This window comes from Pseudomonas sp. R84, from assembly GCF_009834515.1.
In the GTDB taxonomy this organism is placed as follows: domain Bacteria; phylum Pseudomonadota; class Gammaproteobacteria; order Pseudomonadales; family Pseudomonadaceae; genus Aquipseudomonas.
In genome coordinates this window covers 6,145,927-6,160,516 of the sequence record NZ_CP019426.1, presented here as the reverse complement: position 1 = coordinate 6,160,516, position 14,590 = coordinate 6,145,927, and the positions used below count along the sequence as shown (strand labels likewise).

At 59.6% G+C, this 14,590-nt stretch carries 20 protein-coding genes; 7 read left to right on the top strand and 13 right to left on the bottom strand.

Features of this window, described 5'->3' with window-relative positions; all coding sequences use genetic code 11:
- Positions 1-39 precede the first annotated feature (39 nt).
- Positions 40-894, top strand: coding sequence for an RNA polymerase sigma factor RpoH (rpoH, locus tag PspR84_RS27360; protein WP_007913617.1), 855 nt, complete (start codon positions 40-42; stop codon positions 892-894).
- A gap of 182 nt (positions 895-1,076) precedes the next feature.
- Here the strand turns inward: rpoH and mtgA are convergent, their stop codons facing one another.
- On the bottom strand, positions 1,077-1,799 hold the full coding sequence (gene mtgA / locus PspR84_RS27355; protein ID WP_093429826.1) for a monofunctional biosynthetic peptidoglycan transglycosylase: 723 nt from the start codon (positions 1,797-1,799) through the stop codon (positions 1,077-1,079).
- A 74-nt stretch (positions 1,800-1,873) separates the two neighbouring features.
- Between mtgA and PspR84_RS27350 the strand changes: the two genes are divergently transcribed.
- The 4 genes from PspR84_RS27350 to trmB all read left to right on the top strand — a co-directional run bounded on the left by PspR84_RS27350 (position 1,874) and on the right by trmB (position 4,116).
- The gene (locus tag PspR84_RS27350) at positions 1,874-2,254 is read left to right on the top strand and encodes a DUF423 domain-containing protein (protein ID WP_160059766.1); all 381 of its coding nucleotides are present in this window, start codon (positions 1,874-1,876) and stop codon (positions 2,252-2,254) included.
- Positions 2,255-2,325: 71 nt separating this feature from the next.
- A complete protein-coding gene (gene thiS / locus PspR84_RS27345) occupies positions 2,326-2,526 on the top strand; it encodes a sulfur carrier protein ThiS (RefSeq protein WP_122604433.1) in 201 nt (66 codons plus the stop codon).
- A 60-nt stretch (positions 2,527-2,586) separates the two neighbouring features.
- A complete protein-coding gene (locus tag PspR84_RS27340) occupies positions 2,587-3,381 on the top strand; it encodes a thiazole synthase (protein WP_007913621.1) in 795 nt (264 codons plus the stop codon).
- A gap of 9 nt (positions 3,382-3,390) precedes the next feature.
- A complete protein-coding gene (gene trmB, locus PspR84_RS27335) occupies positions 3,391-4,116 on the top strand; it encodes a tRNA (guanosine(46)-N7)-methyltransferase TrmB (protein ID WP_160059765.1) in 726 nt (241 codons plus the stop codon).
- 133 nt (positions 4,117-4,249) lie between these two features.
- On the opposite strand, the gene PspR84_RS27330 is transcribed toward trmB, so the two are convergent.
- The 11 genes from PspR84_RS27330 to PspR84_RS27280 form a co-directional block, all read right to left on the bottom strand.
- A complete protein-coding gene (locus PspR84_RS27330) occupies positions 4,250-4,798 on the bottom strand; it encodes an RNA 2'-phosphotransferase (RefSeq protein ID WP_160059764.1) in 549 nt (182 codons plus the stop codon).
- 138 nt (positions 4,799-4,936) lie between these two features.
- Positions 4,937-5,260 carry a DUF3392 domain-containing protein gene (locus PspR84_RS27325; RefSeq protein ID WP_034153666.1) on the bottom strand — a complete coding sequence of 108 codons (324 nt, stop codon included), beginning with the start codon at positions 5,258-5,260 and terminating at the stop codon, positions 4,937-4,939.
- Between the two features lie 35 nt (positions 5,261-5,295).
- Entirely contained in the window at positions 5,296-6,501 is a 1,206-nt protein-coding gene (gene hemW, locus PspR84_RS27320; protein WP_160059763.1) for a radical SAM family heme chaperone HemW, read from the bottom strand.
- The gene (gene rdgB, locus PspR84_RS27315) at positions 6,498-7,094 is read right to left on the bottom strand and encodes an RdgB/HAM1 family non-canonical purine NTP pyrophosphatase (RefSeq protein ID WP_008083802.1); all 597 of its coding nucleotides are present in this window, start codon (positions 7,092-7,094) and stop codon (positions 6,498-6,500) included. Before rdgB ends, hemW begins: the two co-directional genes overlap by 4 nt.
- Positions 7,091-7,525 (bottom strand): DUF4426 domain-containing protein, encoded by a 435-nt coding sequence (locus PspR84_RS27310; protein WP_160059762.1) that lies wholly within the window; start codon positions 7,523-7,525, stop codon positions 7,091-7,093. Before PspR84_RS27310 ends, rdgB begins: the two co-directional genes overlap by 4 nt.
- Positions 7,526-7,551: 26 nt before the next feature.
- Positions 7,552-8,172 (bottom strand): methionine biosynthesis protein MetW, encoded by a 621-nt coding sequence (gene metW, locus PspR84_RS27305; RefSeq protein ID WP_160059761.1) that lies wholly within the window; start codon positions 8,170-8,172, stop codon positions 7,552-7,554.
- 7 nt (positions 8,173-8,179) lie between these two features.
- Entirely contained in the window at positions 8,180-9,319 is a 1,140-nt protein-coding gene (locus PspR84_RS27300; protein WP_123593598.1) for a homoserine O-acetyltransferase, read from the bottom strand.
- Positions 9,320-9,649: 330 nt separating this feature from the next.
- Positions 9,650-9,946: a DUF167 domain-containing protein gene (locus tag PspR84_RS27295; protein ID WP_160059760.1), complete on the bottom strand. Its 297-nt coding sequence runs from the start codon at positions 9,944-9,946 to the stop codon at positions 9,650-9,652.
- Positions 9,943-10,533, bottom strand: a complete 591-nt coding sequence (locus PspR84_RS27290) for a YggT family protein (protein ID WP_038358826.1) — start codon at positions 10,531-10,533, stop codon at positions 9,943-9,945. Before PspR84_RS27290 ends, PspR84_RS27295 begins: the two co-directional genes overlap by 4 nt.
- A 10-nt stretch (positions 10,534-10,543) precedes the next feature.
- Positions 10,544-11,362 carry a pyrroline-5-carboxylate reductase gene (proC, locus tag PspR84_RS27285; protein ID WP_160059759.1) on the bottom strand — a complete coding sequence of 273 codons (819 nt, stop codon included), beginning with the start codon at positions 11,360-11,362 and terminating at the stop codon, positions 10,544-10,546.
- 23 nt (positions 11,363-11,385) lie between these two features.
- Positions 11,386-12,072, bottom strand: coding sequence for a YggS family pyridoxal phosphate-dependent enzyme (locus tag PspR84_RS27280; protein WP_160059758.1), 687 nt, complete (start codon positions 12,070-12,072; stop codon positions 11,386-11,388).
- Between the two features lie 56 nt (positions 12,073-12,128).
- Between PspR84_RS27280 and PspR84_RS27275 the strand changes: the two genes are divergently transcribed.
- Positions 12,129-13,163 carry a type IV pilus twitching motility protein PilT gene (locus tag PspR84_RS27275; RefSeq protein ID WP_007913646.1) on the top strand — a complete coding sequence of 345 codons (1,035 nt, stop codon included), beginning with the start codon at positions 12,129-12,131 and terminating at the stop codon, positions 13,161-13,163.
- A 105-nt stretch (positions 13,164-13,268) separates the two neighbouring features.
- Here the strand turns inward: PspR84_RS27275 and PspR84_RS27270 are convergent, their stop codons facing one another.
- Positions 13,269-13,886, bottom strand: a complete 618-nt coding sequence (locus PspR84_RS27270) for a C40 family peptidase (RefSeq protein WP_016985978.1) — start codon at positions 13,884-13,886, stop codon at positions 13,269-13,271.
- A gap of 248 nt (positions 13,887-14,134) precedes the next feature.
- Here PspR84_RS27270 and PspR84_RS27265 point away from each other — a divergent pair, with 248 nt between their 5' ends.
- Complete coding sequence (locus tag PspR84_RS27265) at positions 14,135-14,566, top strand: TM2 domain-containing protein (protein WP_160059757.1); 432 nt, start codon at positions 14,135-14,137, stop codon at positions 14,564-14,566.
- Positions 14,567-14,590 lie beyond the last annotated feature (24 nt).

Below are 14,590 nucleotides of genomic sequence, written 5' to 3'. Positions count from 1 at the left end.
GCCGAGAGGCACGAGTATGTAAGTGGGAGGTTTTTTCGTATGACCAATTCTTTGCAGCCTGCGTATGCGTTGGTTCCGGGTGCGAACCTGGAAGCCTACGTGCACACCGTCAACAGCATTCCATTGCTGACGCCGGAGCAGGAGCGTGAACTGGCCGAGAGTCTCTACTATGAGCAGGATTTGGGGGCGGCTCGGCAGATGGTGCTCGCCCACCTGCGTTTTGTCGTACATATCGCCCGTAGCTATTCCGGTTACGGTCTGGCTCAGGCTGACCTGATCCAGGAAGGTAACGTCGGCCTGATGAAAGCCGTAAAGCGCTTCAACCCGGAAATGGGTGTGCGTCTGGTGTCGTTCGCCGTGCACTGGATCAAGGCGGAAATTCACGAGTTCATCCTGCGCAACTGGCGCATTGTGAAAGTCGCGACCACCAAGGCCCAGCGCAAGCTGTTCTTCAACCTGCGCAGCCAGAAGAAACGTCTGGCGTGGCTGAACAACGAGGAAGTCCACCGCGTGGCGGAAAGCCTTGGCGTTGAACCGCGTGAAGTGCGCGAGATGGAAAGTCGCCTGACCGGCCATGACATGGCCTTCGACCCGGCTGCTGAAGCCGACGACGACAGCGCTTTCCAGTCGCCGGCCAACTATCTGGAAGACCACCGGTACGACCCGGCGCGTCAACTGGAAGATGCCGACTGGAGCGACAACTCCAACAGCAACCTGCACGAAGCGCTGGAAGTGCTGGACGAACGTAGCCGCGACATCCTCTACCAGCGCTGGCTGGCAGAAGAGAAGGCCACGCTGCACGATCTGGCGCAGAAGTACAACGTGTCGGCCGAGCGGATCCGTCAGCTCGAGAAGAGCGCGATGAACAAGCTCAAGTTGTCGATCGCCGCGTAACCGGCGAGCAGGCAATAAAAAACGCCCCGATCAGCGATGATCGGGGCGTTTTTCATTTCAGGCTTCACACAAAACCCATGTGGGAGCGAGCTTGTTCGCGAAGGCGGAATGCCAGTCACCGCCACCGCTGAATGATCCGCCGCATTCGCGAGCAAGCTCGCTCCCACAGGGAATCTTCAGCGTTATTCAGACCACGGTGCCCGCCGCGAATCATTCAGCCCCAGCAAATAGCTATCCCCACCCAACTGACTCATTTGCTGCCGAATCCACCCGGCCCGCCGCGACACATAAGCGGTCGGATGGCTGGCACTCCAGACGCGAGGATTCGGTAGAACGGCGGCCAGATAACTCGCCTGTTGCCGTGACAGCGACTTCGCGCTCACGCCAAAGTGATGGCGGGCTGCGGCTTCGGCGCCAAACACCCCGTCATCCCACTCGACACTGTTCAGATACACCTCAAGAATCCGCTGCTTGGGCCAGAACACCTCGATCAGCGCGGTAAACCACGCCTCCAGGCCTTTACGCAGATAGCTGCGACCCGCCCACAGAAACAGGTTTTTCGACACTTGCTGGCTCAAGGTGCTGGCCCCGCGAATCGACCCGCCGAGCTCGTTATGGGCGAGGGCTGCCTGAATCGCACTGAAATCAAAACCCCAATGCTCAGGAAACTTCTGATCCTCGCCGGCCATGACCGCGACTTTGAGATCGTCGGAGATCTCATCCCACGGCTTCCACGTGCGTTGCAGGTCAATCGGCTCGCCATCGACCCAGGATTCGACCTTGCGCTCGACCATCAACGCCGTGCCCGGCGGCGGCACGAAGCGAAACACCAGCACCAGCAAAACGCTGCCGCCGGCGAACCAGAGCAGGGCCTTCGTGAGACGACGGAAAATAGTACGCAGCATAGAGATGGCTTGGCCGAACCGGTGGAGCGGGCCATTATACAGACCCTGCCGATCGCGTCTGACTGGAGTTCCCAATGCTGCGTGGCTTTTTGATGCTGGCTGCTTTTTTCGGTTTCACCGGTGTTGCACTGGGCGCGTTTGCTGCCCATGGCCTGAAAAACCGCCTGACACCCGAGTATCTGACGATTTTCCACACGGGCGTGACCTATCAACTGGTGCACACCCTGGCGTTGTTAGGTGTTGCGCTGTTGGCCACGCAGATTCAAGGCCGACTGGTGGCGTGGGCCGGCGTTTCTTTCGCCGTCGGCATCCTGCTGTTCTCCGGCAGCCTGTATGTGTTGACCACCACCGGCATCAGCAAGCTCGGCATCATCACCCCGTTCGGTGGTGTGGCATTTCTGGCCGGATGGGTGTGCCTGGGGCTCGCCGCCTGGCGCCTGCAACCAACCGCTTGACGCTTGGTACTGACCTTTAGGTCATGATCGGGCTAGAATGCCAGCCCCTAAAAATGATGGCGGCGTTACGCATGCGCATTCAGTTGAACGGTGAATCCCTTGAACTGCCCGACGGCGAGACCGTTGCGGCCCTGATCACCCGTCTGGAACTGACCGGACGCCGGGTGGCAGTCGAACTCAATCTGGATATCGTCCCGCGCAGCCAGCATGCCGACACCACGCTCAACGACGGCGACAACGTTGAAGTGGTGCACGCCATCGGCGGCGGCTGATCGTCCGGCCCGCGAGGGCACAGAATTCTGCAAGACCCTCACTCCTAAAGAGGATTCCCCATGAGCATCGTTCGTAGCGACAAGCCTTTTGTGCTGGCCGGTCGTACTTACCAGTCGCGTTTGCTGGTTGGTACCGGCAAGTACCGTGACATGGAAGAAACCCGTCAGGCCATCGAAGCCTCGGGTGCCGAGATCGTCACCTTCGCCGTGCGCCGCACCAACCTCGGTCAGATCGAAGGCGAGCCGAACCTGCTCGACGTGCTGTCGCCGGAGCGCTACACCTTCCTGCCGAACACCGCCGGTTGCTACGACGCCATCGAAGCCGTGCGTACCTGCCGCCTGGCCCGTGAGCTTCTCGACGGCCACAACCTGGTGAAGCTGGAAGTACTGGCTGATCAGAAGACTCTGTTCCCTAACGTCATCGAAACCCTCAAAGCCGCCGAAACGCTGGTCAAGGAAGGTTTCGACGTGATGGTTTACACCAGCGATGACCCGATCATCGCCCGGCAACTGGCGGAAATCGGCTGCATTGCGGTGATGCCGCTGGCCGGTCTGATCGGTTCCGGTCTGGGGATCTGCAACCCGTACAACCTGCAGATCATCCTCGAAGAAGCGAAAATTCCTGTGTTGGTCGATGCCGGTGTCGGCACTGCGTCCGACGCAACCATCGCCATGGAACTGGGTTGCGATGCGGTGCTGATGAACTCGGCCATCGCCCACGCCCAACAGCCAGTCATGATGGCTGAAGCCATGAAACACGCCATCGTTGCAGGCCGTCTGGCCTATCTCGCTGGCCGTATGCCGAAAAAACTCTATGCCAGCGCCTCTTCGCCGCTGGATGGTCTGATCAAGTAAGAGCCATTGATGACTGAATCGAACGACACGCCTATCCAGACGGAAGAAGGCGACGAGCGCCAACACCGCCGCATCAAGAGTTTCGTGATGCGCGCCGGGCGCATGACCGAAGGCCAGCAACGCGGTCTGGACCAGGGCGCGCCGCTGTACGTGCTGCCGCTGGCCGACGCGCCGGTGGATTACGATCAAGTGTTCGGCCGTTCGGCACCGCGCTCGCTGGAGATCGGTTTCGGCATGGGCCATTCGTTGCTGGAAATGGCCGCGGCGGCGCCGGAGCAGGATTTCATCGGCGTTGAAGTGCACCGTCCGGGTGTCGGCGCTCTGCTCAATGGTGTGCTGACACAGGGCCTGACCAACCTGCGGATCTACGATTGCGACGCGATCGAGGTGCTCAACCGCTGCATCGCCGACAACAGCCTCGATCGCCTGATGCTGTTTTTCCCGGATCCGTGGCACAAGAGCCGTCACCACAAGCGTCGCATCGTTCAGGCGTCGTTCGCTGAACTGGTGCGCAGCAAGTTGAAGGTTGGCGGCATTCTGCACATGGCCACCGACTGGGAACCGTACGCCGAATACATGCTGGAAGTGATGAACGTCGCCCCGGGCTACCGCAACCTCGCCGAAGACGGCAAGTGCGTACCACGCCCGACCGAACGCCCGATCACCAAGTTCGAACGCCGCGGCGAACGACTGGGCCATGGCGTGTGGGATCTGAAGTTCGAAAAACTCGCTTAAGAGCATCACGCAACAAAACCTGTGGGAGCGAGCCTGCTCGCGAAAGCGGATGTTCATTCAACACTGATGTTGACTGACACACCGTATTCGCGAGCAGGCTCGCTCCCACAGTTGTTTTCGGGTTCGTCAGAAGTTACAGGGTGGAGATGAAGCGCACTGGCACTTGCTCTGTCAGCCAGACGCCATTTTCGGCCTGATAAAACTTGAAGCCTTGCTCCTGCATTTGCTGCGCGGCGATTTTCAGGATTGCCACGGTTCCGTAGCGTTGCCCTACGGCTGAGGCAGTGGCGGATTCTTCCGATAGATGCACGTGATGACGCGATCCCGGGATCAAGCCTTGCTGGCTGATAGAGTCCATGAAGCGCGTCGCCGTACCGTGATATAGCGTCTCTGGCGGCTGCTTTTCCTCAAGCTGCAGATCCACGCTCTGGGTCGAGTGGCCTTGTACGGCGCGAATCTGCTGGCCGTCTGCGGAAATCGAAAAGCGCTTCTTGTCACTGCTCGCCACGACGGTTTCGATCAGTGCGCGATCGAGAGTGCGACCGTCGCGCGCCGCGCCGCTGATCAGCGTTTCGATATTCGTCCAGCCTTCAGAGTCCAGCGTCAGGCCAATCGCCTGAGGCTCGTGGCGCAGTACGTAACTAAGAAATTTGCTCGTCTCATCCAGCAGTTTTTTACTCATGAGCTTCCCTGTCATTGCGATCAACTGTGGGAGCGAGCCTGCTCGCGAAAGCGATCGGTCATTCAGCAGTGATGTTGGCTGAAATGACGCCTTCGCGAGCAGGCTCGCTCCCACAGTTGTTTTGGGGTATTTGCGGAGTCAGCGGCGGTCGGCGACTACGCCGATCAGCACCAGCACCACCAACAACACCGGCGCGAGGCTGTAGTTGTTGAACTGGCTCAAACCCTTGATCACCCATGGCGTGGCGTAGATCAGCGCCGCGCCGCTGCCGATCACGCACAGCAGCGACATCAGCGGTATGCGCAGGGCGCCGGCGATGCTGCCCAGACGTTGCTCGACCCAGCCTTTGAAGTCGGCGCCGAACAGCACCAGCAGGCAGCCCACCAAGGCCAGAGCGATTTCCGATAGGTTGCTGCGGCTCCAGCGGGAGACGGTGGCGAGCAGGTCGAGTATCAAATCCATGCGGTTTCCCTTGGGACAGAAGTTGAGGGTTGGGCTCAGGTCAGAAATTGTTGCAGCAAGTCGTTGAGAAACAGCTGTCCGCGCTCGGTGGCCGCCAGACGTGACGGTTCGACCTGCAACAGACCGCTTTGTTCTGCCGCGGCCCGGCCCTCAGCGAGGCTTTCCAGCGATAGCCCGGTGCGCTCAGGATACAGTCGCGATTCGACGCCTGCGGTCAGGCGCAAAGCGTTCATCAGAAACTCGAACGGCATCTCGTCGTTGGTCAGCGCTTTTTCACCAGCCTGAAAGCTTTTCGCCGGATTGAGATAGTCCTTCGGCAGCCGCGTCTTCCACGTACGCACAATGCGCCCGTCCGGATGGCTCAACTTGCCATGCGCACCCGCGCCAATACCGATGAAGTCGCCAAAACTCCAGTAATTGAGGTTATGCCGCGCCGTGCGCCCGGCCTGGGCATAAGCCGAGACTTCGTATTGTGCGTAACCGTGCTCGGCCAGCAGCGCCTGCCCGGCCTCTTGAATGTCCCACAGCGTGTCATCTTCCGGCAGCACCGGTGGCTGGTTCCAGAACACCGTATTCGGCTCCAGCGTCAGCTGATACCAGGAGATGTGCGTCGGATTCAATGCGATGGCCTGGCGCAGATCGCTCAAGGCATCGTCCAGCGACTGATCGGGCAAGCCGTGCATCAAGTCGAGGTTGAAGTTATCGAACCCGGCCTGCCGCGCCATCCCAGCCGCGCGCACTGCTTCGTCACCGTTGTGAATCCGCCCCAGCGCCTTGAGCTTTTCCTGCTGGAAGCTCTGGATGCCAATCGACAGACGATTGATCCCCAGTTTGCGATACGCGACGAACTTCTCTTGTTCGAAGGTGCCCGGGTTGGCTTCCAGAGTGATTTCAATGTCTTCAGCAAACGGAATGCGCTGCTCGACGCCTTCGAGTAAACGCCCAAGCGCCTCGGCACTGAACAGGCTCGGCGTACCGCCACCGAAGAAAATCGACGTCAACTCACGGCCGTAAACCGCGTACAGATCCTGATCGAGATCGGCCAGCAAGGCGTCGACGTATTCCTGCTCCGGTAACACCGGGCTGGCGGTGTGCGAGTTGAAGTCGCAATACGGGCATTTGCGCACACACCACGGGATGTGGATGTACAGCGCCAAGGGCGGCAGCGTTGGCAACGGTGCCCGAGGCGAAGAGGCGGCGCCGCCGACAATCAGCGACGACGCGGAAGAGTCACGGGTCATTTCAAGCCCAGACGCTGGCGCAGCAGATCCATTGCACGGGCGCGGTGGCTGATCTGGTTCTTGTCCGCCGGGCTCAATTCGGCGCTGGAGACGTCACGTTCCGGCACCCAGAACAGCGGGTCATAACCGAAACCGTGCTCGCCGCTGGCGGCGGTGAGGATGCGCCCGTGCCACAAGCCTTCGCAGAGGATCGGCAAAGGATCATCCGCATGACGCACCAGCGCCAGCACGCACACGAACTGCGCACCGCGTTCAGCTTCCGGCACGTCCTTCAAGGCGTCGAGCAGTTTGGCGTTGTTCGCTGCATCGCCCTTGCCGTCGGCATAGCGCGCCGAATAGATGCCTGGCGCGCCGCCGAGGAAATCCACTGCCAGCCCGGAATCGTCGGCCAGCGCCGGCAGCCCGGAAATGCGTGCGGCGTTACGTGCCTTGAGAATAGCGTTCTCGACGAACGACAGACCGGTTTCTTCCGGCTCGACCTTGCTCCACTCGCCAATCGAGCGCAGTTGCACCGATTCGCCGAGCATGGCCTGAAGTTCTTTGAGTTTGCCGGCGTTATGGCTGGCCAGTACGAGCTGCTTGATGTTCATCATTCGCCGGGAAAGAGTTCTTGGTTGAAATTGATGGTGTTGATCGTGTCGCCGTTCTGCACCTTGATCTCAAAGGTGCGGGTTTCCTGCTGCTCAACCGGATACTGGGCGATGTAGTAGATCGCGCCTTGTTCGGTGATCTGGCGGAAATTCAGCGGCACGCTCTGGCTGGTCAGGTCTTTGACCGTGCCGGTGACGTTGGCGATCAGCGGTTTGCCGTCCTTGATCACCGAGACATTGATCACGCCCTGGTTCTTGCTGCGGATCAGCTCCGCGGCCTTGGCGATGTCCGGTTGCAGGAACGTCGAGTTGAAGGTGTTGTAGTGCACCGTGACGTCGCCAAAGGTTTCCTTGCGTTCACCTTTGATGACGTCCGCCGCCAGAGCACTGGCGCTCAGGCAGGCAGTCAATAACAACAACGCTAAACGACTCATGATCGTGCTCCTCGAAATGCCGGGATTCAGACCGCGACTTTGTGGTCTGCAAGCTGCGGGCTGCTGACGCGGTAGATACCGATCTCACCTAACAGATTAGGCCATAGCTTACTGGCCCACCCGTGACGGTGCTGTTGATCCACGGCAAGCCGATCAATGACCTTCGCATCACGTTCGCGGCAAAGTTCTTCAAAGTCTTCGAAGGTGCAGAAGTGGATGTTCGGCGTGTTGTACCAGGTGTACGGCAGGAACTCGGAGACCGGCATGCGGCCCTTGCTCGCCAGGTACCAGCGGCAGCGCCAATGACCGAAATTCGGGAAGGTGATGATGCACTGGCGACCGACGCGGAGCATTTCGTCGAGGATCTTGTCCGGGTAGTGCACCGCTTGCAGGGCCTGAGTCATCACGACGATGTCGAAACTGTTGCTGGCAAAATTGCCCAGCCCCTTGTCCAGATCCTGCTCAATGACGTTGACGCCTTTGGCCACGCACGCGGCGATGTTGTCGGCGTCGTTCTCCAGGCCATAACCGGTGACATTCTTGTTGTCGCGCAGCCAGGTCAGCAACTCGCCGTCACCGCAACCGAGGTCGAGGACGCGGCTGCCGGCGGGGATCCATTCCTGGATGATTTCCAGATCAGCTCTCATGGCTTTCTCACAGCGTGATGCGGTTCATGTAATTGCCGAACGCCTGCAAGTAGCGCGGGATCGGAATCAGGAAGGCGTCGTGGCCCTGCGGTGCGTCGATTTCCAGATAGCTGACGTCTTTGCGCGCCGCCATCAAGGCATCCACCAGCTCGCGCGAGCGGGCCGGGGAGAAGCGCCAGTCGGTGGTGAACGACATTACGCAGAACCTGGCCGTGGCGTTCTCAAAGGTTTTCGCCAGGTTATCGTCGAAGTTCGCTGCCGGATCGAAGTAATCCAGCGCCTTGGTCATCAACAGATAGGTGTTGGCGTCGAAGCGTCCGGAGAATTCTTCGCCCTGATAGCGCAGGTAGCTTTCGACCTGGAATTCGACGCTGTGGAAGTCGTAGTTGAGCTTTTCGCTCTTCAGGCCACGGCCGAATTTCTCGCCCATCGAATCGTCGGACAGGTAAGTAATGTGCCCGACCATCCGCGCCAGCATCAGGCCGCGCTTGGGGATTACGCCGGCTTCCTGGAACGAACCGCCGTGGAATTCCGGGTCGGTCAGGATCGCCTGACGCGCGACTTCGTTGAAGGCAATGTTCTGCGCCGACAGCTTCGGTGCCGAGGCGATGGCCAGGCAGTGACGCACGCGATCTGGATAGGTGATCGTCCATTGCAGCGCCTGCATGCCGCCGAGGCTGCCGCCAATCACCGCCGCCCACTGGCCGATGCCGAGCAGGTCGGCGAGACGCGCCTGGCTGTGCACCCAGTCTTCCACGGTGAGCACCGGGAAGTCGGCGCCGAACGGTTTACCGGTTTCCGGGTTGATGCTGCTCGGGCCGGTAGAGCCATTGCAGCCGCCGAGGTTGTTCAGGCTGACCACGAAGAACTTGTTGGTGTCGATCGGTTTGCCCGGGCCGATGCAGCTGTCCCACCAACCGGGTTTGCGGTCGTCGACGCTGTGATAACCGGCAGCGTGATGATGGCCGGACAAGGCGTGGCAAATCAGCACGGCGTTGCTCGCTTGCGCGTTCAGCGTGCCGTAGGTTTCGTAGATCAGGTCATAGGCGGCCAGCGAGCGGCCACAGGCCAGCGCCAGCGGTTCGCTGAAATGCGCGGTTTGCGGCGTCACCAGACCAACAGAATCGGGGGGAAAGGCAGTTGGCATCGACCCTGCTCTCGTTGAAATGAGGCGTAAGTCTAAAGACCGGGGGGGTTAGCGGCAAGCGGCCCTCACCCTAGCCCTCTCCCAGAGGTAGAGGGGACCGACCGAGATGTTCTTTTGAGCTACGCCGACCTGATCTATCGAGTTGAACTCAGGTTTTGCAAACCACCCAAATCGGCTCCCTCTCCCGGAGGAAGAGGGGACTGACTGGGGTGGATGTTCGAGATACGCCGACGAGGGATAACGAGTTGAACTCAGGTTTCGAAAACACCATGGATCAGCTCCCTCTCCAGGGGGAGAGGGCTGGGGTGAGGGGCGCAGGCGCCGCAAAACTCAAGACAAGCGCCCAACCAACCCCGGCAAATCCGGCAACTTCTTCGGCGAGCAAATCCTCACCCGCTTCTGCCGATTCAACTCACCGCTGAGCAAACTGACCTGGCTCTTGGAAACCCCAAACGCCTTGGCCAGAAAGCCCATCAGACAAGCATTGGCCTTGCCCTCGACCGGCGGCGCGGTCAGGCGAATTTTCAAACGATCACCGTGCAGCCCGGCGAAGTCATCGCTGCGGGCTGCCGGTTGCAGGTGACACTCGAGGATCAAGTCGTCACCGTCCCATCGAAACCAGCTCACATCAGCAGACGGAGGATTTCCGGCATCATCGTCATTGCCGCCAGATTGTTGATCACCAGCATGTCGATCAGCTTCAACGCGAGGAAGGCGAAGATCGGCGACAGGTCCAGGCCGCCGAGATTCGGCAGAAATCGGCGGAACGGCGCCAGCGCCGGCTCGCAGATCTGGTTGACCAGCTCAGCGCCCGGATTGTGGCTGCCCGGTGCAACCCACGACAGAATCACGCTGATGATCAGGGCGAAGAAGAAGATCTTCAGGAACAGCGCGGTCACGCCGATCAGCGACCAGATCACCAGTTGCAGCGGGTTACCGGTGGTGCCGTAAGTCAGCAGCAGGGTCAGCGCCATCAGTGCCAGTTGCACCAGAATCGCCAAAACCAGCGACGACATGTCGAGGCCGAACAGGCTCGGAATGATCCGACGCAGTGGCTTGAGCAGTGGCTGGGTGGCTTTGACGATGAACTGGCACAGCGGATTGTAGAAATTCGCCCGTACCAGTTGCAGCACGAAGCGCAGCAGCACGATCAGCAGGTACAGACTGCCGAGGGTTTGCAGCACGTAAACCGCTGCGGTGTTCAATCCAATCATGTAAGGCTCCTTATTTGCCCAGTTGTTCGGCCATTTCGGCCGAGCGGTGCGCGGCGGCGCCGAGTGCGGTTTCGACCAAGGCTTCGAAGCCATTGGCCTGGAATGATTTGATTGCAGCTTCCGTGGTGCCGTTTGGCGAGGTCACACGGCGGCGCAGTTCGGCGGCGTCAACATCGCTGGACACAGCCATGTGCGCGGCGCCCAGCGCGGTCTGCAGGGTTAGCTGTTCAGCGATGTCCTTCGGCAGACCGAGTTTGACGCCAGCAGCGGTCATGGCTTCGATCAGCAGGAAGAAGTACGCCGGGCCGGAACCGGACACAGCGGTCACGGCGTCCAGTTGTTGTTCTTCTTTCAGCCACAGGGCGATACCGACGGCGGACAGCAGCTCTTCAGCATGCTGACGTTGCTCGGCGGTCACTTCACTGGTCGCGTACAAACCGCTGACGCCTTGGCGCAGCAGCGCCGGGGTGTTTGGCATGCAGCGCACGATCGGCTGCTCGCCAAGCCACGCAGTCATGCTCGCGCAAGTGATGCCAGCGGCAATCGACACCACCAGTTGATTGGGTTTCAGGCTCGGGCGAATCGCCTCGCACACAGCCTTCATGGCTTGCGGCTTGACCGCCAGCACGATCACGTCGACGCCATCGATGGCTTGAGCGTTGTCGGCAAACGTTTCGATGCCGTGCTCAGCGCTGACCTTGGCGCGGGTTTCTTCGCCTGGATCGCTAGCACGGATGTGTGCAGCTTCCAGACCTTTGGCGCGCAGGCCGCCGATCAAACTGGCCGCCATGTTGCCCGCACCGATAAACGCAATACGTGTGTTGCTCATGTGTGGTCCTTATCTGGAAACGTTCAAGATTGGGAATAGTCGCGGGCGCCAAACAGGGCCGTACCGATACGAACCCAAGTGGCGCCTTGGGCGATGGCCGACTCAAGGTCGTGGCTCATGCCCATGGAAAGTGTGTCGAGCGGCAGATCAAGGCTCGCCTGCAATTTCTGCACGGCGGCGAAGGCCGCGTCTTGCTCGGCGCGGTCGTCGGTTGGCTCGGGAATCGCCATCAGTCCGCGCAGTTTCAGGCGCGGCAGTGCGCTGATCGCGGCGGCCAATGCCGGCAGGTCAGCCGGAGTGCAGCCGGATTTACTGGCTTCGCCGCTGACATTGACCTGAATGCAGATGTTCAGCGACGGCAGCTCGGCCGGGCGCTGTTCGGACAGACGTTGAGCGATTTTCAGGCGATCCACGGAGTGCACCCAGTCGAAATGCTCGGCAATCGCGCGAGTCTTGTTCGATTGAATGGGGCCGATGAAGTGCCAGATCAAGGGCAGGTCGGCCAGTTCGAGCTGTTTACCCAAGGCTTCCTGCAGGTAGTTCTCGCCAAAGTCACGCAGGCCGGCGGCATATGCCTCGCGCAGGGCCTGGGCGGGTTTGGTCTTGCTCACGGCGAGCAACTGGACGCTGTTTTCAGGACGGTGTGCGGCCTGGGTCGCGGTCTGGATGCGCGAACCAACGTGGAAAATGTTGTCTGCTATCGTGGACATCAAGAGGCGCCGGCGGTCTGAAGGTTCGCGGCATTCTACTGGAATTGAGGAGCGCTATGGATATCACTGAACTGCTGGCCTTCAGCGCCAAACAAGGCGCTTCCGACCTGCACCTGTCGGCCGGTCTGCCGCCGATGATCCGTGTCGATGGCGATGTGCGGCGGATCAATCTGCCGGCGCTGGATCACAAGCAAGTGCACGAATTGATCTACGACATCATGAACGACACCCAGCGGGTCGACTTCGAGAAACACCTGGAAACCGACTTTTCCTTCGAAGTCCCCGGTGTCGCGCGCTTTCGGGTCAATGCCTTCAACCAGAACCGTGGCGCCGGCGCTGTATTCCGTACGATTCCGTCGAAAGTGCTGAGCATGGAAGACCTCGCCATGGGCGACGTCTTCCGAAAGATCACCGATGCCCCGCGCGGGCTGGTGCTGGTCACCGGGCCGACCGGTTCGGGAAAATCGACCACACTGGCGGCGATGATCGATTACCTCAACACCCATCGCCATCATCACATCCTGACCATTGAAGACCCGATCGAATTCGTTCACGAATCGCGTAAATGCCTGATCAATCAGCGTGAAGTTCACCGCGATACCCGCAGTTTCGCCACCGCACTGCGCTCGGCGCTGCGCGAGGACCCGGACGTGATACTGGTCGGCGAGATGCGCGATCTGGAAACCATTCGCCTGGCGCTGACCGCCGCCGAAACCGGGCATCTGGTGTTCGGCACGCTGCACACCACGTCAGCGGCGAAAACCATCGACCGTGTGGTCGACGTATTCCCGGGTGACGAGAAGTCGATGGTGCGCTCGATGCTGTCGGAGTCGTTGCTGGCGGTGGTCTCGCAGACGCTGATCAAGAAGATCGGCGGCGGGCGGGTGGCGGCGCACGAGATCATGCTGGGAACGTCGGCGATCCGTAACCTGATCCGCGAGGACAAGGTCGCGCAGATGTATTCGGCGATTCAAACGGGTGGGTCGTTGGGGATGCAGACACTGGACATGTGCCTGAAAGATCTGGTGGCCAAGGGCTTGATCAGCCGCGAGCATGCGCGGGAGAAGGCGCGTACGCCGGATAATTTCTGAGGTCAGAAGCAAAAGATCGCAGCCTTCGGCAGCTCCTACAGGGAAACGCTGATCCCGATGTAGGAGCTGCCGAAGGCTGCGATCTTTTGATCTTGCTTCGAAGACTTAGCGCTGAACCACGCGCATCTGGCTTTGTTCTTTCGGCAACACACGCTTGGCAACCACGTAATGCTGCTGCCAGTACGGCTTGTTCAGCGTATCGATGCTCACCGCTTTGCCACGACGAGGCGCGTGGATGAAGCGGTCGTTGCCCAGGTAGATGGCAACGTGGTTGACCCGACGGCTCTTAATGTTGAAGAAAATCAGGTCTCCCGGCTTCAGATCCTTGCGCTCGACTTTCTCGCCGTGACCGCTGGCCATGGCATTCGAGGTGCGTGGCAGGTCGAACGTAGCGTCGTTGAACGCGTATTTCACCAGACCGCTGCAATCGAAACCTTTACTTGGGCTGCTGCCGCCCCAACGATAAGGTGTACCGAGGACGTTTACCGCACGGCTCAGCACATTGCTGCTTTCCTTGCTCGCCATCGGTGGCACCAGCTTGCTGTGGCTCTTGCTGCTCAGCGTGGTGGTTTTGCTTTTGCTGCTTTTGCTCGAGGGAGCCGAAGCATGGGATTTAGGGGTAAAGCCGTTAACGTTAGGAAGACGTTGCTCACGATTGGTGGCGTGGGCGGCCAGTGGCATTAATAGGCAGATGGTTAGCCATGTCTTGAAAAATGGTCGCATTAGGCGTGGCTCTTCAGTGATAGCGCGCAACTTTATAACAGAGTTTTTTTTCATTCTGAGTCCGTTGGTCGATTCAGTTGGCAGCCAACGGAACCAAATAAGCGGCAAATGGACGCAATTGTCGGACAGAAGTCAGGTGCTATAAGGCTTTGACGGTAGCAACGGTAACACTTGCCGTACGTCGGCTACCTGTAAAAAAGTCACAAAGAATTCAAGAATATTTATCTATCGTGTGAATCGAGGTCTTCATGAACCCCTATCAACAAGTTGTTCAGCAGCAAGATACACACAGCAAAATCATCGGTTATCTGCTGTGGATTTTCGGATTTACTGGCGCCCACCGCTTCTATTACGGCAAGCCGGTGACCGGGACGATCTGGTTCTTCACCTTCGGTTTGCTCGGCATTGGCTGGCTGATCGACGTGTTTCTGATCCCGGCAATGGATCGCGAAGCGGATCTGCGTTTTACCGCCGGGCCGATCGAGTACAACGTGGCGTGGATTCTGCTGACGTTCCTCGGAGCATTGGGTGTGCACCGGATGTATCAGGGCAAGTGGATCAGTGGCCTGATCTATCTGCTGACGGGCGGGTTGTTCTTTCTGGGGGTGTTGTATGACTTCTGGACGCTGAATGATCAGGTTTCTGTACGCAACGCCGAGGGCAGGGGCGCCTTCCAGTAAATCATCGCGAGCAGGCTCGCTCCC